Source organism: Burkholderia sp. AU45388 (assembly GCF_030481585.1).
Taxonomy (GTDB): Bacteria; Pseudomonadota; Gammaproteobacteria; order Burkholderiales; family Burkholderiaceae; genus Burkholderia; species Burkholderia sola.
The window spans coordinates 111,157-138,071 of record NZ_JAUJPV010000022.1 but is presented as its reverse complement, the minus strand read 5'-3'; the positions used below and the strand labels follow the sequence as shown (position 1 = coordinate 138,071).

Sequence of the window (26,915 nt, the reverse complement as noted above, 5' to 3'; positions counted from 1 at the left end):
GCGCGGCGAAGCTGCGCGCGATTCCGGTGGTGGCGGGCGACGCGCCGGCGCCGGCCAATGCGGGCACGAACGGCCCGGACGTGAAGATCCTGACGAGCTGCCCGTCGTGCCTGCAGGGGCTGTCGCGCTACAACGAGGACGCGAACCTGGAGGCCGACTACATCGTGGTCGAAATTGCGCGCCAGGTGCTCGGCGAGAACTGGATGGCCGATTATGTCGCACGGGCCAACCATGGCGGGATCGAGCGCGTGCTGGTCTAATGCGGGCATGACGACCGCCCAGCGGGACTAGGATGAGAGCGGGCGCCGGCGCTGATGTGCCGGCGCCCGTCCACATGGGAGCGACGATGGAATGCGTGTTTTGCCGTGAAGACGGCGGCGAGGTGCTCTGGCAGGACGATGCGCTGCGCGTCGTGTTGGCCACGGGCGAGCACGACTACCCGGGCTTCTGCCGGGTGATCTGGGGTGCGCACGTGGCCGAGTTCTCCGATCTCGGCGAGCCCGAGCGGGCACATCTGATGCGCGTGGTCTACGCGGTCGAGCGGGCCGTGCGCCGTGTGATGCAGCCGAACAAGGTGAATCTCGCGAGCCTCGGCAACATGGTGCCGCACGTGCACTGGCACGTGATTCCGCGCTTTTCCAACGATGCCCATTTCCCGCAGCCCGTGTGGGCGCCGCGCCAGCGCAGCGTGTCCGAGGCGCTGCTGCGCTCGCGTGCTGCGCAGGCCTCGCTGCTGCACAATGCGGTGCGCGAGGAAATTCAACGCATGACCGATTCGAGGCAAGCATGAGCGGTTTGACTTCCACGACGCCGATTCCGTCCGGCGTCGTCGTGCACGCGGTATCGCGCGTGCTCGAATTGCAGTACCCGAACGGCGAGAGCTACCGGATTCCGTTCGAGCTGATGCGCGTCTATTCGCCGTCGGCCGAGGTGCGCGGCCACGGGCCCGGCCAGGAGACGTTGCAGACCGGCAAGCGCGAAGTGACGATCACCGCGCTCGAGGGCGTCGGCAACTACGCGCTGCAGCCGACGTTCTCCGACGGCCATTCGACCGGCATCTACTCGTGGGACCTGCTGTACGAACTGGCGACGCGGCAGGACGCGCTATGGCGCGACTATTTCGACAAACTGAAGGCGGCGGGCGTCGAGCGCGACGCCCCGATGCAGGCGGCCGGCGCGCCGCATGGCCATTGCCACTGAAATCGACGGCGCCCGTTCGGCGCCGTCTTGCCATTTACTGAGGATCAACGCGATGAGCAAAACCCACTTCGGCTTCGAAAGCGTCGAGGAAAACGAAAAAGCGAAGAAAGTGGCGGGCGTGTTTCATTCGGTCGCGAGCAACTACGATCTGATGAACGACCTGATGTCGGCGGGCATGCACCGCGCGTGGAAGGCGTTCACGATCGCGCAGGCGAACGTGCGCCCCGGCTTCAAGGTGCTCGACATCGCGGCCGGCACCGGCGACCTGACCAAGTCGTTCGCGAAGGCGGCCGGGCCGACGGGCGAAGTCTGGCATACCGACATCAACGAATCGATGCTGCGCGTCGGTCGCGACCGGCTGCTCGACAAGGGCATCGTGACGCCGTCGCTGCTGTGCGACGCCGAGAAAATTCCGTTTCCGGACAACTACTTCGACGTGGTCACGGTCGCGTTCGGGCTGCGCAACATGACGCACAAGGATGCCGCGCTCGCCGAGATGCGCCGCGTGACGAAGCCCGGCGGCCGCGTGATGGTCCTGGAATTCTCGAAGGTCTGGAATCCGCTGAAAAAAGCGTACGATCTGTATTCTTTCAAAGTATTACCGTGGCTTGGCGACAAGTTCGCGAAAGATGCTGAAAGTTATCGGTATCTTGCTGAATCTATCCGGATGCACCCCGATCAGGACACGCTGAAGACGATGATGGAACAAGCGGGCCTCAATGCCGTCAAATATTACAATTTGTCAGGTGGCGTGGTAGCTTTACACCTAGGGACCAAGTACTAAGGGGTTCTTTCCCTACATTCGTCTTACATTCGGAGAAGCTGATGTCTGAATCGCGTTCGTTGTTCAACCGTAGCAAACCGTCGAAGCCGTGGGCTCGACGGGTCGGCACGCTGCTGATGGTCGGCCTGCTCACGGCCGGCACGTTCGCATCGCTCGACGCCGAAGCGAAGCGCATGGGCGGCGGGCGCAGCATCGGCCGCCAGAGCTCCACCGTCACGCAGCGCCAGGCCACGCCGCCCGCGCAGCAGCCGATGCAGCAGGCCGCGCCGTCGCAGGCGCAGCGTCCGAACCCGGCCGCGCCCGCGCCGGCCGCGCAGCCCAACCGCTCGCGCTGGCTCGGGCCGATCGCCGGTCTCGCGGCCGGTCTCGGCATCGCGGCGCTGCTCTCGCACTTCGGTCTCGGCGGCGCGTTCGCGAGCATGATGGCGAACGTCATCGTGATCGCGTTGCTCGCGATGGTCGGCATCTGGCTCGTCCGCAAGTTCATGAACCGCCGTCGCCCGCAGGAGCCCGCGTACTCGGTCGGCGGCGCATCGTCGTCGTCGGGCGGCTACTCGCAAAGCCCGTCGTTCCAGCAGAGCAACACGGGCAGCAACTACGCGGGCAGCGGCAGCAGCTATGCCAACGAAGCACAGGGCGTGTTCGGCGGCGGCGCGGCGGCCGCCGGCGCGGCAGGCGCGATGGCGGCTGCGCCGCTCCAGGTGCCGGCCGGCTTCGACACCGAAGCGTTCCTGCGCAGCGCGAAGGTTTACTTCGTGCGCCTGCAGGCGGCGTGGGATCAGGGCAACCTGGCCGACATCCGCGAGTTCACGACGCCGGAAATGTTCGCCGAGGTCAAGATCGACCTCGACTCGCGCGGCAACGACGCGAACCAGACCGACGTCGTGCAGCTCGACGCGGAACTGGTCGCGATCGAGGATCGCGGCATCGAGCAGTCGGCGAGCGTGCGCTTCCACGGCCTGATCCGCGAAGCGGCGAATACGTCGGCCGCGTCGTTCGACGAGGTCTGGAACCTGTCGAAGTCGGGCAGTCAGGGCTGGCTGCTCGCGGGTATCCAGCAGCTCAACACCCACTGAGCGCGGCCGGCGGCCCGCGCCGCCGGGCACACCCGGGCGACGGCCGCCGCACTGCGACCGCTTGCCGCCCGGGTGTACGGTCGGGCACGGTCTGCCGTCGATCCGACGTTACAATAGAAACCCGCGTGGGCGCCCGGCCTGCGCGGGTTTTTTCTTTCCCAGCCCGATGACCTTTGCCGCCAAGCCTTTTGCTGCTGCCGTCAATCACCTGCTCGCGCGCGAATCGTGGGCACGTGACCGCCTGATTCCCTATGCGGGCAAGACTGCCCGGATCGACGTGCCTCCCGTCACGCTCACGCTGCTGGTGCAGCCCGACGGCTATCTGTCGGCTGTCGACGCGCACGATGCGCAACAGGTCGACGTGTCGATCGCGCTTGCCGGCGACACGGTCGCCGCGTTTCTGCAGGGCGGCCAGGCGGCCGTGATGAAGCATGTGAAGATCGAAGGCGACGCGGAATTCGCGACGCAGATCGCGAAGCTGGCCGAGCATTTGCGCTGGGAACCGGAAGAAGATCTCGCGAAGCTGGTCGGCGACGCGGCGGCGTACCGGATCGCGACGGTCGTGCGCGATGCCGGCGCGCGCGCGCGCCGCACCGGCCGCAACGTGCTCGATTCCGTCGCCGAATACTGGCTCGACGAGAACCCGCAAGTCGTCCGGCGCGCGTCGCTCGGCGGCTTCGACGCCGAACTGGCGCGCGCACGCGATGCGCTCGCGCGGGTCGAAAAGCGGGTCGAGCGACTCGAACAAAAAATCGGCGCGCGCACGGGTTCCGGCCCGCGCGGCGCGCACTGAGGGCCGCAGGGCATGCGCATTTTCCGTTTCATCAAGATTGTCTACACCGTCATCCGTTTTGGTCTCGACGAAGTGATGCTGTCCCGGATCGACGACCGGCGCGTGAAGCTGCTGCTGCGGATCACGACGATCGGTCGCCGCTACTCCGATCCGCCCGCCGTGCGGCTGCGCCACGCGCTCGAAAGCCTCGGCCCGATCTTCGTGAAATTCGGCCAGGTGCTGTCGACGCGCCGCGACCTGCTGTCGGTCGATTTCGCGAACGAACTCGCGAAGCTGCAGGACCAGGTGGCGCCGTTCGATTCGGCCGTCGCGATCGCGATCATCGAGAAGTCGCTCGGCGCGCCGGTCGACGAGCTGTTCGACGAATTCGAGCGCGAGCCGATCGCGAGCGCGTCGATCGCGCAGGTGCATTTCGCGAAGCTGAAGCAGGGCGTGCACGCGGGCAAGGCCGTCGCCGTCAAGGTGCTGCGGCCGAACATGCTGCCGGTGATCGATTCCGACCTTGCACTGATGCGCGACATCGCGACGTGGACCGAGCGCATGTGGGCCGACGGCCGGCGCCTGAAGCCGCGCGAAGTCGTCGCCGAATTCGACAAGTACCTGCACGACGAGCTCGACCTGATGCGCGAGGCCGCGAACGGCAGCCAGTTGCGCCGCAACTTCGCCGGCCTCGACCTGCTGCTCGTGCCGGAGATGTTCTGGGATTTCTCGACGTCGCAGGTGCTCGTGATGGAGCGCATGACCGGCGTGCCGATCAGCCAGGTCGAGACGCTGCGCTCGGCCGGCGTCGACATCAAGAAGCTCGCGCGCGAAGGCGTCGAGATCTTCTTCACGCAGGTGTTCCGCGACGGCTTCTTCCATGCGGACATGCACCCCGGCAACATTCAGGTGAGCCTCGACCCGAACACGTTCGGCCGCTATATCGCGCTCGATTTCGGGATCGTCGGCGCGCTGTCCGATTTCGACAAGAATTACCTCGCGCAGAACTTCCTCGCGTTCTTCAAGCGCGACTACCACCGTGTCGCGACGCTGCACCTCGAATCGGGCTGGGTGCCGCCCGAGACGCGCGTCGAGGAGCTCGAAAGCGCGATCCGCGCGGTGTGCGAGCCGTATTTCGATCGCGCGCTGAAGGACATCTCGCTCGGCCAGGTGCTGATGCGCCTGTTCTCGACGTCGCGTCGCTTCAACGTCGAGATCCAGCCGCAGCTCGTGCTGCTGCAGAAGACGATGCTGAACGTCGAGGGGCTCGGCCGTTCGCTCGACCCCGAACTCGACCTGTGGAAGACCGCGAAGCCGTATCTCGAGCGCTGGATGACCGAGCAGATCGGCCTGCGCGGCTGGTACGAGCGGTTCAAGGTCGAGGCGCCGCAGTGGAGCAAGACGCTGCCGCAACTGCCGCGCCTGATTCACCACGCGATGGCCGCGCGCCACGACGCGCCGCGGGCCGCGAGCGAGGAGCTGATGCGCCAGATCCTCGTCGAGCAGAAACGGACGAACCGGCTGATGCAGGCGTTGCTGATCTTCGGCCTGGCCGTCGGCGTCGGGGCGCTCGTCGCGCGCGTGCTGCTCGCGCTCGCGTACGGCGCGTGACCCAAAGGAGCACGGCGATGCCCGAACCGAAACGACCTTCAGCGCCCGGCGCGGCCGATTTCGCGACGCGCGATCCCGGCGACGCATCGTTCTGGGACGAGCGTTTCGCGCGCGGCGTGACGCCGTGGGAATTCGGCGGCGTGCCGGACGGATTTCGCGCGTTCGCGCAGCGGCGCGAGCCGTGCGCGGTGCTGATTCCGGGCTGCGGCAGCGCACAGGAAGCCGGCTGGCTGGCGCGCGCCGGCTGGCCGGTGCGCGCGATCGATTTCGCCGCGCAGGCGGTGGCGGCCGCGAAGGCGCAGCTCGGCGCGCATGCGGACGTCGTCGAGCAGGCCGATTTCTTCGCGTACCAGCCGCCGTTCGACGTGCAGTGGGTGTACGAGCGCGCGTTTTTGTGCGCGCTGCCGCCGAGCCTGCGCGTGGACTATGCGGCGCGGATGGCCGAATTGCTGCCCGCCGGCGGATTGCTGGCCGGCTATTTCTTTGTGATGGCGAAGCCGAAGGGGCCGCCGTTCGGGATCGAGCGCGCGGAACTCGACGCGTTGCTCGCGCCGCACTTCGAACCGATCGAGGATCTGCCGGTGACCGATTCGCTGGCCGTGTTCGAAGGGCGCGAGCGCTGGCTCACGTGGCGCCGTCGCTGATTCCCGTGCGTCGCGCCCGTTGCCGGAGCGCGCCGGGGTTTCGGCTATAATTCAAGGTTTTGCAAGCCGTTTCCAGTTTCTGCGGGAAAAATATCATGCCGATCTACGCCTATCGATGCGAAGCGTGCGGTTTCGCGAAGGACGTGCTCCAGAAGATGAGCGACGCGCCGCTGTCGCAATGCCCTGAATGCGGGAAGGATGCTTTTCGCAAACAGGTAACCGCCGCCGGTTTCCAGCTGAAGGGCTCGGGGTGGTATGTCACCGATTTCCGCGGCGGCTCGGGCGGCGCCAGCGCCCCGGCGGCGACGTCGGGCGACGCGGCGCCGGCGGCACCCGCGGCGCAAGCCGCCCCCGCTGCAGCCGCGCCGGCTGCGGCGAGCAGTGCGGGCAGCACCACCACGACGACGAGCGCCGCGCCGGCACCGGCCGCGCCCGCCGCCGGCAGTTGACCGTCGCGGCCCGGCCGGGTCGCGACCAACCCGCGCTTCCGGCGCGGTTCATTGACGGCAGATGATGAAAAAGACGACCCTGAAAACGGTGTTCCTGACCGGCTTGCTGGTTCTCGTCCCGCTCGCGATCACGCTGTGGGTGCTCGGCCTCATCATCGGCACGATGGACCAGACGCTGCTCCTGCTGCCCGAATCGTGGCAGCCCGAGCGGTTGCTCGGCTTCCATCTGCCGGGGATCGGCGCGGTGCTGACGCTCGCGTTCATCTTCGTCGTCGGGCTGGCCACGCAGAACTTCATCGGCCAGAAGCTCGTCACGTGGTGGAACGCGGTCGTGCGTCACATCCCGGTCGTCGGGCCGATCTACACGAGCGTCAAGCAGGTATCGGACACGCTGCTGTCGAGCAGCGGCAACGCGTTCCGCAAGGCGCTGCTGATCGAATATCCGCGCCGCGGCTCGTATACGATCGCGTTTCTGACCGGCACGCCCGGCGGCGACGTGGTCAACCATCTGACGGAAGAATACGTGAGCGTGTACGTGCCCACGACGCCGAACCCGACGTCGGGCTTCTTCCTGATGCTGCCGAAGAGCGAAGTCATCGAACTCGACATGTCGGTCGATGCCGCGCTCAAGTACATCGTCTCGATGGGCGTCGTGGCGCCTTCGGCGCCGGTTCCTGCGCCCGCCCGCCGTCCCGTCGAGCCGCCGCTGTAAGTAAAGAATCATCGCCCGGGCCGCGCGTCGCGGCGCCCGTTGATCAAACCGAACGAAAGCAAACATCATGTCGATGCGTACTGAATACTGCGGTCTCGTGACCGAACACCTGCTGGGCCAAACCGTGTCGCTGTGCGGCTGGGTGCAGCGCCGCCGCGATCACGGCGGTGTGATCTTCATCGACCTGCGCGATCGTGAAGGCCTCGTGCAGGTGGTGTGCGATCCGGATCGCGCGGAAATGTTCGCGACCGCCGAAGGCGTGCGCAACGAGTTCTGCGTGCAGATCAAGGGCCTCGTGCGCAACCGTCCGGAAGGCACGGTCAACGCCGGCCTGAAGAGCGGCAAGATCGAAGTGCTGTGCCACGAGCTGAACGTGCTGAACGCGTCGGTCACGCCGCCGTTCCAGCTCGACGACGACAACCTGTCGGAAACGACGCGCCTCACGCACCGCGTGCTCGACCTGCGCCGCCCGCAGATGCAGCACAACCTGCGCCTGCGCTACCGCGTCGCGATCGAGGCGCGCAAGTATCTCGACGAGCAGGGCTTCATCGACATCGAAACGCCGATGCTGACGAAGAGCACGCCGGAAGGCGCGCGCGACTACCTCGTGCCGTCGCGCGTGAACGCGGGCCAGTTCTTCGCGCTGCCGCAGTCGCCGCAGTTGTTCAAGCAGCTGCTGATGGTCGCGAACTTCGACCGTTACTACCAGATCACCAAGTGCTTCCGCGACGAGGATCTGCGCGCCGACCGTCAGCCGGAATTCACGCAGATCGACTGCGAAACGTCGTTCCTCGGCGAGCAGGAAATCCGCGACCTGTTCGAAGACATGATCCGTCACATCTTCAAGACGACGATCGACGTCGAACTCGACGCGACGTTCCCGGTGATGCCGTATTCGGAAGCGATGGCGCGTTTCGGCTCCGACAAGCCGGACCTGCGCGTGCAGCTCGAATTCACCGAGCTGACCGACGCGATGAAGGACGTCGACTTCAAGGTGTTCAGCACGCCGGCCAACGCGAAGGACGGCCGGGTCGCGGCGCTGCGCGTGCCGAAGGGCGGCGAGCTGTCGCGCGGCGACATCGACGGCTACACGGAATTCGTGCGCATCTACGGCGCGAAGGGCCTCGCCTGGATCAAGGTCAACGAGAAGGCGAAGGGCCGCGACGGCCTGCAGAGCCCGATCGTCAAGAACCTGCACGACGCATCGATCGCCGCGATCCTCGAGCGCACCGGCGCTGAAGACGGCGACATCATCTTCTTCGCGGCCGATCGCGCGAAGGTCGTCAACGACAGCCTCGGCGCGCTGCGCCTGAAGATCGGCCATTCGGAATTCGGCAAGGCGAACGGCCTCGTCCAGGCCGGCTGGAAGCCGCTGTGGGTCGTCGACTTCCCGATGTTCGAATACGACGACGAAGACGCGCGCTACGTCGCCGCGCACCATCCGTTCACGAGCCCGAAGGACGAGCACCTCGAGTATCTTGAGACCGACCCGGGCCGCTGCCTCGCGAAGGCGTACGACATGGTGCTGAACGGCTGGGAAATCGGCGGCGGCTCGGTGCGTATCCACCGCGAGGAAGTGCAGAGCAAGGTGTTCCGGGCGCTGAAGATCGGCGCGGAAGAGGCGCAACTGAAGTTCGGCTTCCTGCTGGACGCGCTGCAGTACGGCGCGCCGCCGCATGGCGGGATCGCATTCGGTCTCGACCGCATCGTCACGATGATGGCCGGCGCCGATTCGATCCGCGACGTGATCGCGTTCCCGAAGACGCAGCGTGCGCAGGATCTGCTCACGCAGGCGCCGAGCCCGGTCGACGAGCGTCAGCTGCGCGAGCTGCACATCCGTCTGCGTCAGCCGGAACAGCCGAAGGCGTAACGCTTGTCAAAGATCGTGTGTGTGGTGACGCGCGCACGATGCCCAACGAAGAAGGCGCCGTCGTGCGCCTTTTTCACTTTTTGCGGTACAGTCGCAGCACTTGCCGCACGTTCGGGCACAGCCCCGCGCACGGCCCTGTGCCGCATGAAACAAAGATGACGAAGCCGCCGAAAATTCCCGAATCCGTTCTCGTCGTGATCTACACGCCCGATCTCGATGTGCTCGTGATCAAGCGTGCCGACCAGCCCGATTTCTGGCAGTCGGTCACCGGCTCGAAGGACACGCTCGACGAGCCGCTCGCGCTCACCGCCGCGCGCGAGGTGGCCGAGGAAACCGGCATCGCGGTCGGCACGCCGGCCGTGCCGGCCACCGCGCTCGTCGACTGGCATCACCGGATCGAATACACGATCTATCCGCAATACCTGCACCGCTATGCATCTGGCGTCACGCGCAACGTCGAGCACTGGTTCGGCCTGTGCGTGCCGCATCGCGTCGACGTGACGCTGTCGCCGCGCGAGCACGTGGACCATGCGTGGCTGCCGTTCCGCGAGGCGGCCGCGCGCTGCTTCTCGCCGTCGAACGCCGAGGCGATCCTGCAATTGCCCGTGCGCGCGGCTCTCGCGCGTGCGCCGCACGGCTCGTCCGCATGAATGCGGAGACCCGCAAGCGCTTCGCGCAATTGCGGCAGATGTTCCTGCAGGAGCGCGGCTCCGCGTCGCGGCTCGCATTTACGGCCGGCAACACCGTGCGGCTGTGCGAAACCGGCGGCGAATTCTTCCACGCGTTGATCGAACGGATCGACGCCGCCCGCGAGCAGGTGATGCTCGAAACCTACATCTTCTGCGACGATGCGGCCGGCCGTCCGGTATCGGACGCGCTGATCCGCGCGGCGCAGCGCGGCGTGCGCGTGCGCGTGATCACCGACGGCATCGGCACCGCGCGCCTGCCGCTGTTCGACACATGGGCCGAGGCCGGCGTCGAGCACTGCATCTACAACCGCTTCCTGTTCGGCCGCTTCGGCTTCTCGCGCACGCACCGCAAGCTCGCGGTGATCGATCATGCGGCCGCGTTCTGCGGCGGCATCAACATCGTCGACGACTACACGCAGGGCAGCGCGACGCTGCCGTTCCCGCGCTGGGATTTCGCGGTCGAGATGGCCGGGCCCGCGGTGTCCGACGTGCGCGCCGCGTTCGAGCTGCAGTGGCACCGGATCCGGTTCGGCCACAAGCCGTATGCGCAGTATGCGGCCGGGCTGCATGGCGGCGAAGCGTTCCCGGACATGTTCCGGCGCTGGATGCGCAGCCACCGATGGATCAAGGCCGGCGCGCTGCGGGTCGTGACCGAGCCGAGCGTCGCGTTCGTCGCGCGCGACAACGTCGTGAACCGCCGTGCGATCGAGAAGGCCTATCTCGCGGCGATCGGCCAGGCGCACCAGCGGATCCTGCTCGCGAATCCATACTTCATGCCGGGCCGCAAGCTGCGCCGCGCGCTGACGGGCGCGGCCCGCCGCGGCGTGGACGTGCAGGTGCTGATCGGCCGCAAGGAGTTCACGGCGCTCGATACGGCCGTGCCGTTCCTGTATCACTCGCTGCTGCGCGCGGGCGTGCGCGTCGCCGAATACGACAAGACGATCCTGCACGGCAAGGTCGCCGTGATCGACGACAACTGGGCGACGGTCGGCTCGTCGAATCTGGACGCGCTGAGCCTGATGCTGAACAATGAAGCGAACGTCGTGCTGGTGCGCTACGATGCTGTGACGAACCAGTTGCGCGACGCGATCGCCACCGCGTTCGCCGAAGGCCGGGAGATCGACGCCGCGCACTACGCCGCGCGCCCGCGCGTCGAGCGGCTGCTGAACTGGCTGGCGTACAACACGTACCGCCTCGTGATGAAGGCGCTGACGGTCGGCGGTTACGACTGACGCAGACTAAGTATTCGCTTCAAAAAATCTGTCCGCACGTTCGTGCGGAAAAGCCGCTCCGGTCCCGCCGGAATCGCGCAAAATAGCGGCTCGGTTAGACACCGGTTTCTAATAATTTCCTTGTTTCGCGAGCGGCCGCACTCAATAATAGTACGGCCGTTCGATTTTATTCGAACCCCCGAACGGTTACAGAAATAGCTATGCGAAAAGGCGAACAGACGCGTGCCGCGATACTCGAAGCTGCTTTGGACCTCGCCAGCCGTGACGGGCTGGAGGGGCTGACGATCGGCCTGCTGGCCGAGCGCATGCAGATGAGCAAGAGCGGCGTGTTCGCGCACTTCGGATCGCGCGAGGACTTGCAGGTCGAGGTCGTGCGCGAGTATCACCATCGTTTCGAGAACGAGGTGTTCTTTCCGAGCCTGCGCGAGTCGCGCGGTCTGCCGCGTCTTCGGGCGATGCTGGCGCGCTGGATCGAGAAGCGCATCCAGGAGGTGACGACCGGGTGCATCTACATCAGCGGCGCAGTGGAGTACGACGACCGGCCGGACAGCCCCGTGCGCGAGCAGTTGATCGCGAGCGTGACCGCCTGGCGTGCCGCGTTGCTGCGCGCCATTTCGCAGGCGATGGAAGAAGGGCATCTGCGCGCGGATACGGATCCGGAACTGATGCTCTTCGAGTTGTACAGCTTCACGCTCGGCCTGCATCACGACGCACGCTTCCTGCATTCGCCGGACGCCGTGCGCCTCACGTGGGCCGCGCTGGAAAAGACGATTGTTTCGTATCAGAGCGAGAGCCGTTAGCGGCGCGTGACCCGCCCGCCAGGAGCTCGAGCCGTTGCCCACCTTTGGAGAGAGTCATGGGACAGTACGCCGCGCCGCTGCGCGACATGCAATTCGTGTTGCACGAGCTTCTGAACGTCGAAGCCGAAGTCAAGCAAATGCCCAAGCATGCGGACCTCGACGCCGACACGATCAACCAGGTCCTCGAGGAAGCGGGCAAGTTCTGCTCCGAGGTACTGTTCCCGCTGAACCAGGTCGGCGACCGCGAAGGCTGCACGTATGAAGGCGACGGCGTCGTGAAGACCCCGACCGGCTTCAAGGAAGCGTATCGGCAGTACGTCGAGGCCGGCTGGCCGGCGCTCGGCTGCGATCCCGACTACGGCGGCCAGGGCCTGCCCGCGTTCGTGAACAACGCGCTCTACGAAATGCTGAACTCGGCGAACCAGGCATGGACGATGTATCCGGGCCTGTCGCACGGCGCATACGAATGCCTGCACGCGCACGGCGCGCCGGAACTGCAGCAGCAATACCTGCCGAAGCTCGTGTCGGGCGAATGGACGGGCACGATGTGCCTGACCGAGCCGCACTGCGGCACCGACCTCGGCATCCTGCGCACCAAGGCCGAACCGAACGGCGACGGCTCGTACTCGATCAGCGGCACGAAGATTTTCATCTCGAGCGGCGAGCACGACATGTCGAAGAACATCGTCCACCTCGTGCTCGCGCGCCTGCCGGACGCGCCGCAAGGCACGAAGGGAATCTCGCTGTTCATCGTGCCGAAGTTCGTTCCGGACGCGTCGGGCGAGCCGGGCGAACGCAACGGCATCAAGTGCGGGTCGATCGAACACAAGATGGGCATCCACGGCAACTCGACCTGCGTGATGAACCTCGACGGCGCGAAGGGCTGGATGGTCGGCGAGCCGAACAAGGGCTTGAACGCGATGTTCGTGATGATGAATGCCGCGCGCCTCGGCGTCGGCATGCAGGGCCTCGGCCTCACGGAAGTCGCTTACCAGAACTCGCTGACGTACGCGAAGGAACGCCTGCAGATGCGTTCGCTGACGGGCCCGAAGGCGCCGGACAAGCCGGCCGACCCGATCATCGTGCACCCGGACGTGCGCCGCATGCTGCTCACGCAGAAAGCTTACGCGGAAGGCGCGCGTGCATTCACGTACTGGTCCGCGCTGCAGATCGACAAGGAACTGTCGCACGCCGACGAAGCCGTGCGCAAGGAAGCGGCCGATCTCGTCGCGCTGCTCACGCCGATCATCAAGGCGTTCCTGACCGACAACGCGTTCGAGTGCACGAACCACGCGATGCAGATCTACGGCGGCCACGGCTTCATCTCCGAGTGGGGCATGGAGCAGTACGTGCGCGACGCGCGGATCAACATGATCTACGAAGGCACGAACTCGATCCAGTCGCTGGACCTGCTGGGCCGCAAGGTGCTCGGCGACATGGGCGCGAAGCTGAAGAAGTTCGGCAAGCTCGTCACCGAATTCGCGGAAGCCGAAGGCGTGAAGCCGGAGATGGCCGAGTTCATCAACCCGCTCGCCGACATCGGTGAAAAGGTGCAGAAGCTGACGATGGAAATCGGCATGAAGGCGATGCAGAACCCGGACGAAGTCGGCGCGGCCGCCGTGCCGTACCTGCGCACCGTCGGCCACCTGGTGTTCTCGTACTTCTGGGCGCGCATGGCGCGCCTCGCCCTCGACAAGGAAGCGTCGGGCGATCCGTTCTACAAGTCGAAGCTCGCCACCGCCCGCTTCTACTTCGCGCGCCTGCTGCCCGAAACGGCGTCGACGATCCGCGCCGCGCGCGCCGGTTCGAAGACGCTGATGGAAGTCGACGAATCGCTGTTCTGACGCGAGTCCGGGCGGTGCGCGCCTGCGCCGCGCCGCCCGAACGCAACGGTTCCTGGTACTCACTTCGCCGTGCAGCCCTCACATCTCGCGCTGCACGACACTATCCGGAGACATCCCGTGAGCAATTTCCTGATTCGCAAGGTCGCCGTGCTGGGCGCCGGCGTGATGGGCGCGCAGATCGCCGCGCATCTCGTCAACGCGCGCGTGCCGGTGCTGCTGTTCGACCTGCCGGCCAAGGAAGGCCCGAAAAACGCGATCGCGCTGAAGGCGATCGAGAACCTGAAGAAGCTGTCGCCCGCGCCGTTCGGCGTGAAGGACGACGCCAAGTACCTCGAAGCGGCGAACTACGAAGACGACATCGCGAAGCTCGCCGAGTGCGACGTCGTGATCGAGGCGATCGCCGAGCGGATGGACTGGAAGCACGACCTGTACAAGAAGGTCGCGCCGCACATCGCGCCGAATGCGATCTTCGCGACCAACACGTCGGGCCTGTCGATCACGAAGCTGTCCGAAGGTTTCTCGGACGAGCTGAAGGCGCGCTTCTGCGGCGTGCACTTTTTCAACCCGCCGCGCTACATGCACCTCGTCGAGCTGATCCCGACCGCGCATACGCGTGCCGAGATCCTCGACCAGCTCGAAACCTTCCTGACGAGCGTCGTCGGCAAGGGCGTCGTGCGCGCGAAGGACACGCCGAACTTCATCGCGAACCGCGTCGGCATCTTCTCGATCCTCGCGGTGATCACCGAGGCCGCGAAGTTCGGCCTGCGCTTCGACGAAGTCGACGACCTGACGGGCAGCCGCCTCGGCCGCGCGAAGTCGGCGACGTTCCGCACCGCGGACGTGGTCGGCCTCGACACGATGGCGCACGTGATCAAGACGATGCAGGACAACCTCGCCGACGATCCGTTCTTCCCGGTCTACCAGACGCCCGCCGTGCTCGCCGAACTGGTGAAGCAGGGCGCGCTCGGCCAGAAGACGGGCGCCGGGTTCTACAAGAAGGAAGGCAAGGCGATCAAGGTGCTCGACGCGAAGACGGGCAGCTACGTCGATTCGGGCGCGAAAGCGGACGAAACGGTCGGCCGCATCCTGAAGCGCCCGCCGGCGGAGCGCCTGAAGCTGTTGCGCGAGACGGATCATCCGCACGCGCAGTTCCTGTGGTCGATCTTCCGCGACGTGTTCCACTACATCGGCGTGCATCTCGAGTCGATCGCCGACAACGCGCGCGACGTCGACCTCGCGATCCGCTGGGGCTTCGGCTGGAACGAAGGCCCGTTCGAAGGCTGGCAGGCCGCCGGCTGGAAGCAGGTCGCCGAGTGGGTGCAGGAAGACATCGCGGCCGGCAAGGCGCTCGCGAACGTGCCGCTGCCGTCGTGGGTGCTCGAAGGCCCGGTCGCCGAGAAGGGCGGCGTGCACACGGCCGAAGGCTCGTGGGCGCCGGCATCGAAGCGCTTCGTGCCGCGTTCGGACCTGGCCGTGTACCGCAAGCAGGTGTTCCGCGCGCCGCTGCTGGGCGAAGCCGGCGCCGATCCGAAGACGTACGGCAAGACGCTGTTCGAGACCGACGCGGTGCGCGCGTGGGTCGACGATCGTGCCGGTGAAGACGACGTCGTGATCGTGTCGTTCAAGTCGAAGATGAACACGATCGGACCGAGCGTGATCGACGGCCTCGTGCAGGCGATCGAACTCGCGGAGAAGGACTACAAGGGCGTGGTGATCTGGCAGCCGACGTCGCTGAAGCTCGGCACGCCGGGCGGCCCGTTCTCGGCCGGCGCGAACCTCGAGGAGGCGATGCCCGCGTTCATGATGGGCGGCGCGAAGGGCATCGAGCCGTTCGTGAAGAAGTTCCAGGAAGGCATGCTGCGCGTGAAGTACGCGAACGTACCGGTCGTCGCGGCCGTGTCGGGCATCGCGCTCGGCGGCGGGTGCGAGCTGATGCTGCACAGCGCGAAGCGCGTCGTGCACGTCGAGAGCTATATCGGTCTCGTCGAAGTGGGCGTCGGCCTCGTGCCGGCCGGCGGCGGCCTGAAGGAAGCGGCGCTGCGCGCCGCGGACGCCGCGACGGCCGCGAACGCGACCACCGACATCCTGAAGTTCGTCACGAAGTCGTTCGAGAACGCGGCGATGGCGAAGGTGTCGGCGTCCGCGCACGACGCCCGTGCGATGGGCTACGTGAAGCCGTCCGACACGATCGTCTTCAACGTGTTCGAACTGCTCGACACCGCGAAGAAGGAAGCGCGTGCGCTGGCCGATACCGGTTACCGCGCACCGCTGCGCGCGAAGGACGTGCCGGTCGCCGGCCGTTCGGCGATCGCGACGATCAAGGCCTCGCTCGTCAACATGCGCGACGGCCGCTTCATCAGCGACCACGACTACCTGATCGCGAGCCGCATCGCCGAAGCCGTGTGCGGCGGCGACGTCGAGGCCGGCAGCCTCGTCGACGAGCAATGGCTGCTCGCGCTCGAGCGCCGCGCGTTCGTCGAGCTGCTCGGCACGCAGAAGACGCAGGAACGGATCATGGGCATGTTGCAGACCGGCAAGCCGGTGCGTAACTGAGCGAGCAGACAAGGAGTCTGAAATGAGCAAACAACTGCAAGACGCATACATCGTCGCCGCCAGCCGCACCCCGATCGGCAAGGCCCCGCGCGGTGTCTTCAAGAACACGCGCCCCGACGAGCTGCTGGTTCACGCGATCAAGTCGGCGGTCGCGCAGGTGCCAGGCCTCGACACGAAGGTGATCGAGGACGCGATCATCGGCTGCGCGATTCCGGAAGCCGAGCAGGGCCTGAACGTCGCGCGCATGGGCGCGCTGCTCGCGGGCCTGCCGCAGACGGTCGGCGGCGTGACGGTCAACCGCTTCTGCGCATCGGGCATCACCGCGCTCGCGATGGCGGCCGACCGCATTCGCGTCGGCGAATCGGACGCGATCTTCGCGGGCGGCTGCGAATCGATGAGCATGGTGCCGATGATGGGCAACAAGCCGTCGATGTCGCCGCACATCTTCGATCGCAGCGAAGACTTCGGCATCGCGTACGGGATGGGCCTGACGGCCGAGCGCGTCGCCGAGCAGTGGAAAGTGAGCCGCGACGACCAGGACGCGTTCTCGGTCGAATCGCACCGCAAGGCGCTCGCCGCGCAGCAGGCCGGCGAGTTCGGCGACGAAATCGCCGCGTACACGATCACCGAGCGCTTCCCGAACCTGGCGACCGGCGAAGTCGACGTGAAGACGCGCGAGATCAAGCTCGACGAAGGTCCGCGCGCGGATACGTCGCTCGAAGGCCTCGCGAAGCTGCGCACGGTGTTCGCGAACAAGGGCTCGGTCACGGCCGGCAACAGCTCGCAGACGTCGGACGGCGCGGGCGCGCTGCTCGTCGTGTCGGAGAAGGTGCTGAAGGAATTCAACCTGACGCCGCTCGCGCGCTTCGTGAGCTTCGCGGTGCGCGGCGTGCCGCCGGAAATCATGGGGATCGGCCCGAAGGAAGCGATTCCGGCCGCGCTGAAGGCCGCCGGCCTGAAGCAGGACGATCTCGACTGGATCGAGCTGAACGAGGCGTTCGCCGCGCAATCGCTGGCGGTGATGCGCGATCTCGGCCTCGATCCGTCGAAGGTCAACCCGATGGGCGGCGCGATCGCACTGGGCCACCCGCTCGGCGCGACCGGCGCGATCCGCGCGGCGACCGTCGTGCACGGCCTGCGCCGCCGTAACCTGAAGTACGGGATGGTCACGATGTGCGTCGGCACCGGCATGGGCGCCGCGGGCATCATCGAACGCCTGTAAGCGGGACGCGACGAAAAGCGACGACGGTGCGCGGGCCACGGGCTCGCGCACCGTTTTTTCATTCCGGCAGAGACAGTCAAAGGAGACGGTTGTGGCCGACATTCAAGTGGAACGCGCCGACGGCGTGATGACGATCACGATCGCGCGCCCGGCGAAGAAGAATGCGCTGACGGCGGCGATGTACCAGACGATGGCCGATGCGCTCGCCGACGCGCAGGAAGACAAGGCGACGCGCGTGATCCTGCTGCGCGGCAGCGACGGCAATTTCAGCTCGGGCAACGATCTCGAGGATTTCCTGAAGTCGCCGCCGAAGGACGACACCGCATCGGTCTTCCAGTTTCTGGCGCGGATCAGCAGCGCGAGCAAGCCGGTCGTGGCGGCCGTGCCCGGCATTGCGGTCGGGGTCGGCGTGACGATGCTGCTGCACTGCGATCTGGTCTATGCGGCCGACACCGCGACGTTCTCGCTGCCTTTCGTGCAGCTCGGGCTGTGCCCGGAAGCCGCGTCGAGCGCACTGCTGCCGCGCCTGGCCGGCCATCAGGTCGCGGCCGAGAAGCTGCTGCTCGGCGAGGCGTTCGACGCGCTGGAAGCGCACCGGATCGGCATCGTCAACCGCGTGCTGCCGGCGGCCGAGCTCGACGCGTTCGCGGCGAAGCAGGCGGCGAAGCTAGCGGCGCTGCCGGCGGCATCGCTGCGCGTGACGAAGGCGCTGCTCAAGGATACGGGCGGCGTGGCGACGCCCGCGCGGATGGCCGAGGAAGCCGCACACTTCTCCGCGATGCTGCGCGCGCCGGAAGCGCGCGAGGCGATGACGGCGTTCTTCGAGAAGCGCAAGCCGGATTTCCGTCAGTTCGACTGACGGCGCAGGCCGCGCCGGCGGTGGATCGCCGGTGCGCGGCCTAAAGTGCGTTCAGGCCGTGCCGTAGTCGACGTGGCCCGTTTCGCGGCAGAAGCTGACGAGTCGCAAGCCGGCCGCCTTCGCGATTTCGATCGCCAGCGACGACGGCGCGGAGATGGTCGCGACCAACGGGATGCCGACCCGCGCGGCCTTGCGCACGAGCTCGTAGCTCGCACGGCTCGACAGGAACACGAAGCCGTCGGTGGTATCGGCGCGCGCCAGCACGAGCGAGCCGATCAGCTTGTCGAGTGCGTTGTGGCGGCCGACGTCCTCGAATGCGGTGCGGATCGCGCCTGTTGCGTCGCACCACGCGGCCGCATGCAGGCCGCCGGTCAGTTTCGTCAGCGCCTGATGAGCCGGCAGCGCATGCGCGGCGCGTGCCAGCGCGTCGGGCGCGAGGCGCGCGAGAAAGCCGGTGTCGGGCACGCGTTCGGGCGCAAGGTCGAGCAGGTCGATGCTTTCGATGCCGCAAACGCCGCAGCCCGTGCGCCCCGCGAGCGCGCGGCGCCGGTCCTTCAGCGCGGCGAACGCCTGCTGGACGACTTCCAGATGCACTTCCGCATGCGGCAGCGGTGCGTCGGCGTGCAGGATCACGTCGATGTCCTTGATGTCGCTGCCGCGCGCGACGATTCCCTCCGAGATCGCGAAGCCGACCGCGAACGCTTCGAGGTCGCAGGGCGTGCACATCATCACCGCATGCGAGATGCCGTTGAAGACGAGTGCGACCGGCCATTCCTGGCCGACGAAGTCGTGCGCGGTCTCTACCGCGTCGCCGCGCGTGCGGCTCACGGACAGCTCGATCGCGCCGCGCGGTTCGTCGCGCAACGCGCCGCGCGGTTCGTCTGATTGGGTCGGATTCACGAGCACTCCCGTTGATTCGAAGTACGGCCGGCGACGATCGTGCCGCCGCCCGCGCGCAGAGGTTCTAAAATACCGCAGGCAAGCCGGCCGCGCCGGCATCCGCCACGTCAGGTAACGATCATGGGACTCAGCGACGCTCCGTTGCTCTTCAACTTCGAACACGATTCGTCGGAAAACTTCACGTACATCCCGATGATCGTGCGTTTCAATCTCGACCGCTTCGGGCTGCGGATTTCGCTCGAACAGTGGCAACTGCTGCCGCTCGAGGACCGCAAGCTGCTCGCGCGCTTTCCGGCCGACGACGACACCGCGATCGAGCCCAACTTCGATCACGCGCTGTTCGAAATGCTGCGCACGCACGCCGATCTGGAGCCGTCATGGTTCCAGCCGGACGAGCAGCCGGCCTGGCGCGCCGTCGACGCGGTGCCGGAGTCGCTCGTGCAGCAGAGCGCGCTGGCCGGGCTGCCGGCGCCCGCGCTCGCGCAGTGGCAGCGGCTTGCGCCGTTCCAGCGCTACGTGCTGGTCAAGCTGTCGCGCAAGCCGACGCTGAATCACGATTTCGTGCCCGCGATGCGGGAGTTCGGGCTGGCGGCCACGCACTGACGGGCGCACGCCGCGCCGCGGCGCTTGCCCGCCGTCAAAGCGGCGGCAGTTGCCGCGGTTTGCGGTCCGAGCCGGTCGCGACGTAGGTGAGCGTTGCTTCCGTGACTTTCACGACTTCGCCCATCAGGCGCATGCGCTGCGCGTACACCTCGACGTCGACCGTGATCGACGTGTTGCCGGTGCGCATGATGGTCGCATAGAAGCTCAGCAGATCGCCGACGAATACCGGCTGCTTGAACACGAACGAATTGACCGCGACCGTCGCGACGCGGCCGTTCGCGCGCTGGCTCGCGGGAATCGAGCCGGCGATGTCGACCTGCGACATGATCCAGCCGCCGAATACGTCGCCGTGAACGTTCGCGTCGTGCGGTTGCGGGACGACGCGCAGCGCGGGCTGCTTCTGCGGGAGTTCGAGGGTCGAATCGGTCATGGCGGGGGCTTTCATCCTGTAATAAACGAGCCGCCGCGCGCAGGCTGGCCGGCGAGGCCGCCGGCAGCGGCGCGAAGCGGCTTCTGCGACAATACAACGTTCGCAAATTGTACGAGAAAGCGCGCGAGCCGGCCGCCGATACGCGCGTCCCGCATCGCCGCAGGACCTTTTCCCCATGCGCCGATTTCCCGCTTCCGGCGAGCCCGCGCCGGCTTCGACCGGGCCTCGCAACGACTGGCAGACCATCCGGTCGCTGCTGCCGTACCTGGCCACCTACAAATGGCGCGTCGCGCTCGCGCTCGGCTGCCTGATCGGCGCGAAGGTCGCGAACCTCGGCGTGCCGGTCGTGATGAAGCGCATCGTCGACCACCTGTCCGCCGTGCAGCAGCTCACCGCGCTCGGCCGGGCCGAGCAGTCGGCCGGGATCGTGCTCGCGGGCGGGGTCGGGCTGCTGGTCGTCGCGTATGCGCTCGTGCGGCTGTCGACGTCGCTCTTTACCGAGTTGCGCGAGATCCTGTTCTCGAAGGTCACCGAGAGCGCGGTGCGTCAGCTCGCGCTGCAGGTGTTCCGGCATCTGCACGGGCTGTCGCTGCGGTTCCATCTCGAGCGGCAGACGGGCGGCATGTCGCGCGACATCGAGCGCGGCACGCGCGGCATCCAGCAACTGATTTCGTACTCGCTGTACAGCATCCTGCCGACGCTCGTCGAGGTCGGGCTCGTGCTCGGCTTCTTCGTGGTCAAGTACGAGGCCTATTACGCGTACGTGACGTTCGCGGCGCTGGTCACGTACATCGTGTTCACCGTGAAGGTCACCAACTGGCGCACGCACTTTCGCCGCACGATGAACGAACTCGATTCGCGTGCGAATTCGCGGGCGATCGACTCGCTGATCAACTACGAGACGGTGAAGTACTTCGGCAACGAGGCGTGGGAGGCGCAGCGCTACGACGAGAACCTGAAGCGCTACCGGAAGGCCGCGATTCGCTCGCAGAACTCGCTGTCGGTGCTGAACTTCGGCCAGCAGGCGATCATCGGCACGGGGCTCGTGTTCATTCTGTGGCGCGCGACGCAGGGCGTGCTCGCGGGCAAGCTGACGCTCGGCGATCTCGTGCTGATCAACACGTTCATGCTGCAGCTGTACATTCCGCTGAACTTCCTCGGCGTCGTTTATCGCGAGCTGAAGCAGAGCCTCACCGACATGGATCGGATGTTCGGGCTGCTGTCGGCGCCGAAGGAAGTGGCCGACCGGCCCGATGCGCCGCCGCTCGCGGTGGCCGGCGCGCAGGTGCGCTTCGAGCACGTGAACTTCGCGTACGAGCCGTCGCGGCAGATCCTGCACGACGTGACGTTTACGATCGAGGCCGGCACGACGACCGCGGTGGTCGGCCACAGCGGTTCGGGGAAATCGACGCTGTCGCGGCTGCTGTTCCGCTTCTACGATCTCGACCGGCAGACGGGCGGCGCGATCCGGATCGACGGGCAGGACATCCGCGACGTGACGCAGGAATCGCTGCGCGCGTCGATCGGGATCGTGCCGCAGGACACCGTGCTGTTCAACGACTCGATCTACTACAACATCGCGTACGGCCGGCCGACGGCGACCCGCGACGAGGTGGTCGCGGCCGCGCGTGCCGCGCACATCCACGATTTCATCGAAGGGTTGCCGAAGGGCTATGACACGCCGGTCGGCGAGCGCGGGCTGAAGCTGTCGGGCGGCGAGAAGCAGCGCGTCGCGATCGCCCGCACGCTGCTGAAGGATCCGCCGGTGCTGCTGTTCGACGAAGCGACGTCGGCGCTCGATTCGCGCTCGGAACGCGCGATCCAGCACGAGCTGGATCAGATCGCGCGGCATCGCACGACGCTCGTGATCGCGCACCGGCTGTCGACGGTCGTGCACGCGCAGCAGATCCTCGTGATGGACCGCGGGCGGATCGTCGAGCGCGGCACGCACGACGAACTCGTGCGCGCGGACGGGCTGTATGCGCAGATGTGGGCGCTGCAGCAGCAGCGCGCGGCGGCGGGCGGGGAAGAGGCCGAGGCCGCGTGAGCGCGGGTGCCGCGCGGCACGTGCGCGGCGGGCGCGGAGGGTTGGCCGCCCGTTCGGCTGCCCGCTCGGCAACGGGCGGAGGGACGGCGTCGCGGTCGGGTGAACCGGCGGACGTCCGCGGCACGTGATCCCGGCTCGGCCGGGTATTCATCGGCCCGTCAGGCCATCGGCGCACCGCGCCGGCTGCCCGACGAACCGTCGCCCGGCCGCGAAACCGTCAGCCCGCGGCGGCGCGCAACCGTGCGTCGAGTTCGCCGAGCTGCGCGGGCGTGCCGACGTTCTCCCAGATCCCTTCGTACAGTTCGCCGGTCGCACGGCCGGCTTCGATCGTCGCGCGATAGTACGGCGTCAACGCGCGCCGCGTGCCGGGCGCGAGGTCGCGGAACATTCGCGTGTCGTACACGCCGATGTTGCCGAACGTGACGCGCGCGGCGCCGTCGAGCGCGAGACGGCCGTCGTCGCCGAGCGCGAAGTCGCCGGCCGGGTGGAACGGCGGGTTCGGCACCATCACGAGGTGCATCGCCGGCGCGTCGAGCGCGGCCATCCGGGCGGCGTGCGGCGCGAGCGTCCGGTAGTCGAATGCGCAGTACACGTCGCCGCTGACGGCCGCGAACACCGTCGGCTGCCCGCCGCGTTCGAGCAGCGGCAGCGCCTGCGCGATGCCGCCTGCGGTTTCGAGTGCATCGCCCTCGGCCGAATACGCGAGCCGCACGCCCCAGCGCGAGCCGTCGCCGAGCGCGCCCTCGATCTGCTCGCCGAGCCATGCGTGGTTGATCACGATCGTGTCGATGCCCGCGCGCGCGAGCGCCTCGATCTGCCACACGATCAGCGGCTTGCCGCCGGCTTCGAGCAGCGGTTTCGGGCGCGTGTCCGTGAGCGGGCGCATCCGTTCGCCGCGCCCGGCGGCGAAGATCATCGCCGTGGTCAGGGGTGTGCTCATGGTCGACTGGGTGTGAGGACGGTCAGAACGTATAGCCGACGTCGGCCGGCGCGTTGCCCTCGAGCTCGTCGAGCAGCTTCGCGAACGGCACGAGCGGGCGATAGCGCAGCGCGACCTTGCGCGCATAGGCCAGGAAGCGCGGCAGGTCGTTCAGGTAGTGCGGCTTGCCGTCACGATAATTGATGCGCGCGAACAGGCCGAGAATCTTGATGTGGCGCTGCAGCCCCATCCATTCGAGCTGGCGGTAGAACTCGCCGAAATCCGGATCGACCGGCAGGCCGGCCTTCTTCGCTTTTTCCCAGTAGTACGCGAAGCAGTCGAGCTCGAACTCCTCGTCCCAGCTGATGAACGCGTCGCGCAGCAGCGACACGACGTCGTACGTCAGCGGCCCGTAGACGGCGTCCTGGAAGTCGAGCACGCCCGGGTTCGGCTCGCAGACCATCAGGTTGCGCGGCATGAAGTCGCGCAGCATGAAGCCTTGCGGCTGCGCGTGCGCGCTCGCGACCAGCAGCGCGAACGTGCGGTCGAGCGTGCCGCGCATCGCGTCGGTGACGGGCTTGCCGAGATGGCGGCCGACGAACCATTCGGGCAGCAGCTCCATTTCGCGGCGCAGGAACGCCTCGTCGAACGGCGGCAGCACGTCGGGCTTCGACGTGAGCTGGAAACGGATCAGCGCGTCGAGCGCGGCGCGCATCAGCGGACGGGCCGCGGCCGGATCGGCCGGATCGAGCACCGAGATGTACGACGTGCGGCCGAGGTCGGTCACGAGCATGAAGCCCGCGTCGACATCGTGGGCCAGCACGTCCGGCACGTGGTCGCCGGCCGCGGCGAGCAGCTGCGCGACCTGGACGAACTCGCGGCACTTCTCGGGCGGCGGCGCATCGACCGCGATCAGCGTGCCGCCGGGGCGCGTGGCCGACGCGACGCGGAAATAGCGGCGGAAACTGGCGTCCGACGACGCGGGCGCGAGGGTCGACAGATCGAGGGCGTAGCGCTCGGCGAGCGGGTGCAGCCACGCGGTGAGCGCGTCGAGGCGGGCGTCGGGCTGGGATGCGGCGGATGGGAGCGTCATGAAACTCGGCGGAGGGGGGAACGTCTTGCCATATAATACCCCACGACTTTTTTGACGCGCCCCGCGTCAGCTTCCGCCGTGCAGGCCCGCCGCCTGTCGCGCCGTCCGCCCGATCGCCTCCCCGGTTTGCGAAGAGCCGCAGTCGCGGCTCGACGGCGCGGCCCGCCGCGCGCGAAGGTGCCGTGCAGGCGCGGTTGACAAGGGGCGATTCGCCAAACGATAGATGCCGCCCAAACCGCTATTCCCGAATGTTTTCCCCGGTGACGGGGCGCCGCGCAAACGGCGGCTCGCGCTTGCGCTCCTGGCCGTGCCGGGCCTCGTGCCGGCCGTGTCGTACGCGCAGCTGTCGGGCGCGGCCGCGCAGCCGCAGCCGCTCGACTCGCCGTGGGATCTGCGTCTCGCGCCCCAGCTCGAGGATCATCCGCTGAAGGACGGCGCGAAGCCGGCCGCCTTCGTGATCGCCGACCATACGAGCGGCACCGCCGAGCAGGATCTCGCCGCGAAGGGTTCGGCCGAGCTGCGGCGCGGCGACGCCGTCGTGAAGGCCGACGCGATCCACTACGATCAGGATACCGACATGGCCGATGCGTACGGCCAGGTCAAGGTGGTCAATGGCGGCACGTCGTTCGCCGGCCCCGAGGCGCACCTGAAGATCGAGGCGAACCAGGGCTTCATGACCGCGCCGAAGTACCACTTCAACGTGACGGGCGGGTCGGGCAGCGCGGAGCGCGTCGACATGGTCGACAACGAGCGCTCGGTGTTCGTCAACGGCACGTATACCGCGTGCCAGTGCTCGACGAACCCCGCGTGGTACATCAAGGGCAGCCGCTTCGACTTCGATACGGGCGCCGACGAGGGCACCGCGCGCAACGGCGTGCTGTTCTTCCAGGGCGTGCCGATCTTCGCGAGCCCGTGGATGACGTTCCCGCTGTCCGGCGAGCGGCGCAGCGGCCTGCTGCCGCCGACGTTCTCGGTGAACTCGAACAACGGGTTCGAGCTGTCGCTGCCGTACTACTTCAACATCGCGCCGAACCGCGACCTGACGCTCACGCCGCGCATCATCTCGCGGCGAGGCGTGATGGCCGAAGCGACGTTCCGCTACCTGTCGCCGTCGTATTCGGGCACGTTCACGGCCAATTACCTGCCGGACGACCGGCTCGCGCATCGCAACCGCTACGCGATCTACTGGCAGCACCAGCAGAACTTCGGTGGCGGTTTCGGCGGCTACGTCTACTTCAACAAGGTCTCGGACAACACGTATCCGGAAGACCTCGGGTCGGCGAACCAGTTCATCAACGGGACGCAGACGCTGTACCAGCAGGAAGCCGGCCTCACGTACAACAACGGTCCGTGGTCGGTGCTCGCGCGCTACCAGCACTGGCAGACGCTGCCGCCGTCGATCGCGCCGTACAGCCGCGAGCCGCAGTTGAACGTGAAGTACACGAAGTACAACGTCGGCGGGTTCGACTTCGGCGCGGAAGCCGACTATTCGCGGTTCCGCATCACGACCGCCGATGCGACCCAGGGCGACCGGGTCGTCTTCAACCCGTACATCTCGTACGGCGTGTACGGCCCCGGCTACTTCGCGGTGCCGAAGGTCCAGTACCACCTGGCGTCGTACGACCTAAATTACCTGTCGTCGACCACGCCGAACAACCCGAAGCGTTTCACCGAGTCGATCCCGACCGTGAGCTTCGATTCGGGCCTGATCTTCGACCGTTCGGTGCGGCTGTTCGGCCAGGACTTCATCCAGACCCTCGAGCCGCGCCTGTACTACGTGTACACGCCGTATCGCGACCAGTCGAACGCGCCGCTGTTCGACACCGCGGAATCGGACTTCGGCCTCGCGGAGATCTACCAGCCGAACACGTTCGTCGGCAACGATCGGATCGCCGACGCGAACCGGATCACGGCCGGCCTCACGTCGCGCTTCATCGATCCGCGCACCGGCGACGAGCGCGCGCGCTTCGTGATCGCGCAGCAGTACTACTTCGCCGATCAGCGCGTCACGCTGACCCCCGGGCAGAGCGCCGTGCTCGCGCGCCACTCGGACCTGATCGTCGGCGCCGCGCTGAAGCTCGGCTCGGGCTTCATGTCGGAAACGGCGTTCCAGTACAACCAGAACAACAACCAGCTCGTGAAGTCGAGCATCGGTTTCGGCTACAGCCCGGGCGAGCGCCGCGTGATCAACGTCGGCTACCGCTATACGCGCACGAACACCACGCTCGACAACCAGCCGATCAACCAGTTCCTGGTGTCCGCGCAGTGGCCGCTCACGCGCCGCCTGTATGCGATCGGCCGCTTCAACTACGACTTCGCCGGAGATCGCGTGGTCGACGGTCTGGTCGGCTTACAATACGACGCGGATTGCTGGGCGCTCGGGGTCGGGGTGCAGCGGGCGGCGAACGGTATCAATTCGTCGGGACAGCAGAACTCGTCGACGCGCTTCATGATGCAACTGACGCTCAAGGGCTTGTCGACCGTCGACAACGGCCTCGTGTCCGCATTCCGCGCCGGGGTGCCGGGCTACACGCCGTTGCCGCCGCCGCCGCCGCCGATGTCCCGCTTCAGCAACTACGAGTAACGCCGGCATGTCTGCACCGGTC

Annotated in this window: 25 protein-coding genes; 21 read left to right on the top strand and 4 right to left on the bottom strand. The window is 67.1% G+C overall.

Features of this window, described 5'->3' with window-relative positions; translation table 11 throughout:
• The 18 genes from QZM72_RS28025 to QZM72_RS27940 all read left to right on the top strand — a co-directional run.
• Nucleotides 1-260 (top strand): DUF3400 domain-containing protein (locus tag QZM72_RS28025; RefSeq protein ID WP_301739715.1); only part of this gene is annotated, 260 nt, incomplete at its 5' end.
• A gap of 86 nt (nt 261-346) precedes the next feature.
• Nucleotides 347-790, top strand: a complete 444-nt coding sequence (locus QZM72_RS28020; protein ID WP_011546191.1) for an HIT family protein — start codon at nt 347-349, stop codon at nt 788-790.
• On the top strand, nt 787-1,200 hold the full coding sequence (locus tag QZM72_RS28015; protein ID WP_034208367.1) for a gamma-butyrobetaine hydroxylase-like domain-containing protein: 414 nt from the start codon (nt 787-789) through the stop codon (nt 1,198-1,200). The genes QZM72_RS28020 and QZM72_RS28015 overlap by 4 nt, the downstream gene beginning before the upstream one ends.
• Before the next feature lie 52 nt (nt 1,201-1,252).
• Complete coding sequence (gene ubiE, locus QZM72_RS28010) at nt 1,253-1,984, top strand: bifunctional demethylmenaquinone methyltransferase/2-methoxy-6-polyprenyl-1,4-benzoquinol methylase UbiE (protein ID WP_301739714.1); 732 nt, start codon at nt 1,253-1,255, stop codon at nt 1,982-1,984.
• 41 nt (nt 1,985-2,025) lie between these two features.
• Complete coding sequence (locus tag QZM72_RS28005; protein ID WP_301739713.1) at nt 2,026-3,060, top strand: Tim44 domain-containing protein; 1,035 nt, start codon at nt 2,026-2,028, stop codon at nt 3,058-3,060.
• A 166-nt stretch (nt 3,061-3,226) separates the two neighbouring features.
• On the top strand, nt 3,227-3,853 hold the full coding sequence (locus tag QZM72_RS28000; RefSeq protein ID WP_006487883.1) for an SCP2 domain-containing protein: 627 nt from the start codon (nt 3,227-3,229) through the stop codon (nt 3,851-3,853).
• 12 nt (nt 3,854-3,865) lie between these two features.
• On the top strand, nt 3,866-5,443 hold the full coding sequence (gene ubiB, locus QZM72_RS27995) for a ubiquinone biosynthesis regulatory protein kinase UbiB (RefSeq protein WP_301739712.1): 1,578 nt from the start codon (nt 3,866-3,868) through the stop codon (nt 5,441-5,443).
• Nucleotides 5,444-5,460: 17 nt separating this feature from the next.
• Entirely contained in the window at nt 5,461-6,087 is a 627-nt protein-coding gene (locus QZM72_RS27990; protein WP_301739711.1) for an SAM-dependent methyltransferase, read from the top strand.
• Between the two features lie 95 nt (nt 6,088-6,182).
• Nucleotides 6,183-6,536: an FmdB family zinc ribbon protein gene (locus QZM72_RS27985; protein ID WP_301739710.1), complete on the top strand. Its 354-nt coding sequence runs from the start codon at nt 6,183-6,185 to the stop codon at nt 6,534-6,536.
• Nucleotides 6,537-6,597: 61 nt separating this feature from the next.
• On the top strand, nt 6,598-7,248 hold the full coding sequence (locus QZM72_RS27980; protein WP_301739709.1) for a DUF502 domain-containing protein: 651 nt from the start codon (nt 6,598-6,600) through the stop codon (nt 7,246-7,248).
• A 67-nt stretch (nt 7,249-7,315) separates the two neighbouring features.
• On the top strand, nt 7,316-9,118 hold the full coding sequence (gene aspS, locus QZM72_RS27975; RefSeq protein ID WP_011657896.1) for an aspartate--tRNA ligase: 1,803 nt from the start codon (nt 7,316-7,318) through the stop codon (nt 9,116-9,118).
• A 155-nt stretch (nt 9,119-9,273) separates the two neighbouring features.
• On the top strand, nt 9,274-9,768 hold the full coding sequence (nudB, locus tag QZM72_RS27970) for a dihydroneopterin triphosphate diphosphatase (protein ID WP_089468413.1): 495 nt from the start codon (nt 9,274-9,276) through the stop codon (nt 9,766-9,768).
• The gene (gene clsB, locus QZM72_RS27965) at nt 9,765-11,039 is read left to right on the top strand and encodes a cardiolipin synthase ClsB (protein ID WP_089468412.1); all 1,275 of its coding nucleotides are present in this window, start codon (nt 9,765-9,767) and stop codon (nt 11,037-11,039) included. Before nudB ends, clsB begins: the two co-directional genes overlap by 4 nt.
• Before the next feature lie 200 nt (nt 11,040-11,239).
• On the top strand, nt 11,240-11,839 hold the full coding sequence (locus tag QZM72_RS27960) for a TetR/AcrR family transcriptional regulator (RefSeq protein WP_006477846.1): 600 nt from the start codon (nt 11,240-11,242) through the stop codon (nt 11,837-11,839).
• 56 nt (nt 11,840-11,895) lie between these two features.
• The gene (locus tag QZM72_RS27955) at nt 11,896-13,683 is read left to right on the top strand and encodes an acyl-CoA dehydrogenase C-terminal domain-containing protein (protein WP_089468411.1); all 1,788 of its coding nucleotides are present in this window, start codon (nt 11,896-11,898) and stop codon (nt 13,681-13,683) included.
• A gap of 117 nt (nt 13,684-13,800) precedes the next feature.
• Nucleotides 13,801-16,236, top strand: coding sequence for a 3-hydroxyacyl-CoA dehydrogenase/enoyl-CoA hydratase family protein (locus QZM72_RS27950; protein WP_089468410.1), 2,436 nt, complete (start codon nt 13,801-13,803; stop codon nt 16,234-16,236).
• 22 nt (nt 16,237-16,258) lie between these two features.
• Nucleotides 16,259-17,458 carry an acetyl-CoA C-acyltransferase gene (locus tag QZM72_RS27945; RefSeq protein WP_006477849.1) on the top strand — a complete coding sequence of 400 codons (1,200 nt, stop codon included), beginning with the start codon at nt 16,259-16,261 and terminating at the stop codon, nt 17,456-17,458.
• A gap of 91 nt (nt 17,459-17,549) precedes the next feature.
• Entirely contained in the window at nt 17,550-18,317 is a 768-nt protein-coding gene (locus QZM72_RS27940; protein ID WP_089468409.1) for an enoyl-CoA hydratase, read from the top strand.
• Nucleotides 18,318-18,368: 51 nt separating this feature from the next.
• On the opposite strand, the gene fdhD is transcribed toward QZM72_RS27940, so the two are convergent.
• Complete coding sequence (gene fdhD / locus QZM72_RS27935; protein WP_089468408.1) at nt 18,369-19,223, bottom strand: formate dehydrogenase accessory sulfurtransferase FdhD; 855 nt, start codon at nt 19,221-19,223, stop codon at nt 18,369-18,371.
• Between the two features lie 114 nt (nt 19,224-19,337).
• Here fdhD and QZM72_RS27930 point away from each other — a divergent pair, with 114 nt between their 5' ends.
• A complete protein-coding gene (locus tag QZM72_RS27930; protein WP_089468407.1) occupies nt 19,338-19,820 on the top strand; it encodes a nitrate reductase associated protein in 483 nt (160 codons plus the stop codon).
• Between the two features lie 34 nt (nt 19,821-19,854).
• On the opposite strand, the gene QZM72_RS27925 is transcribed toward QZM72_RS27930, so the two are convergent.
• Nucleotides 19,855-20,250 carry an acyl-CoA thioesterase gene (locus QZM72_RS27925; RefSeq protein WP_027809384.1) on the bottom strand — a complete coding sequence of 132 codons (396 nt, stop codon included), beginning with the start codon at nt 20,248-20,250 and terminating at the stop codon, nt 19,855-19,857.
• A 175-nt stretch (nt 20,251-20,425) separates the two neighbouring features.
• Between QZM72_RS27925 and QZM72_RS27920 the strand changes: the two genes are divergently transcribed.
• The gene (locus QZM72_RS27920; RefSeq protein WP_301739708.1) at nt 20,426-22,297 is read left to right on the top strand and encodes an ABC transporter ATP-binding protein/permease; all 1,872 of its coding nucleotides are present in this window, start codon (nt 20,426-20,428) and stop codon (nt 22,295-22,297) included.
• Between the two features lie 217 nt (nt 22,298-22,514).
• On the opposite strand, the gene murU is transcribed toward QZM72_RS27920, so the two are convergent.
• Together murU and QZM72_RS27910 are read right to left on the bottom strand one after the other, a co-directional pair.
• Nucleotides 22,515-23,237, bottom strand: coding sequence for an N-acetylmuramate alpha-1-phosphate uridylyltransferase MurU (gene murU / locus QZM72_RS27915; protein WP_301739707.1), 723 nt, complete (start codon nt 23,235-23,237; stop codon nt 22,515-22,517).
• Between the two features lie 22 nt (nt 23,238-23,259).
• Complete coding sequence (locus tag QZM72_RS27910; protein ID WP_301739706.1) at nt 23,260-24,309, bottom strand: aminoglycoside phosphotransferase family protein; 1,050 nt, start codon at nt 24,307-24,309, stop codon at nt 23,260-23,262.
• A gap of 223 nt (nt 24,310-24,532) precedes the next feature.
• On the opposite strand from QZM72_RS27910, the gene QZM72_RS27905 reads away from it, so the two are divergent.
• A complete protein-coding gene (locus QZM72_RS27905) occupies nt 24,533-26,893 on the top strand; it encodes an LPS-assembly protein LptD (protein ID WP_089468403.1) in 2,361 nt (786 codons plus the stop codon).
• The last annotated feature ends 22 nt before the right edge of the window (nt 26,894-26,915 follow it).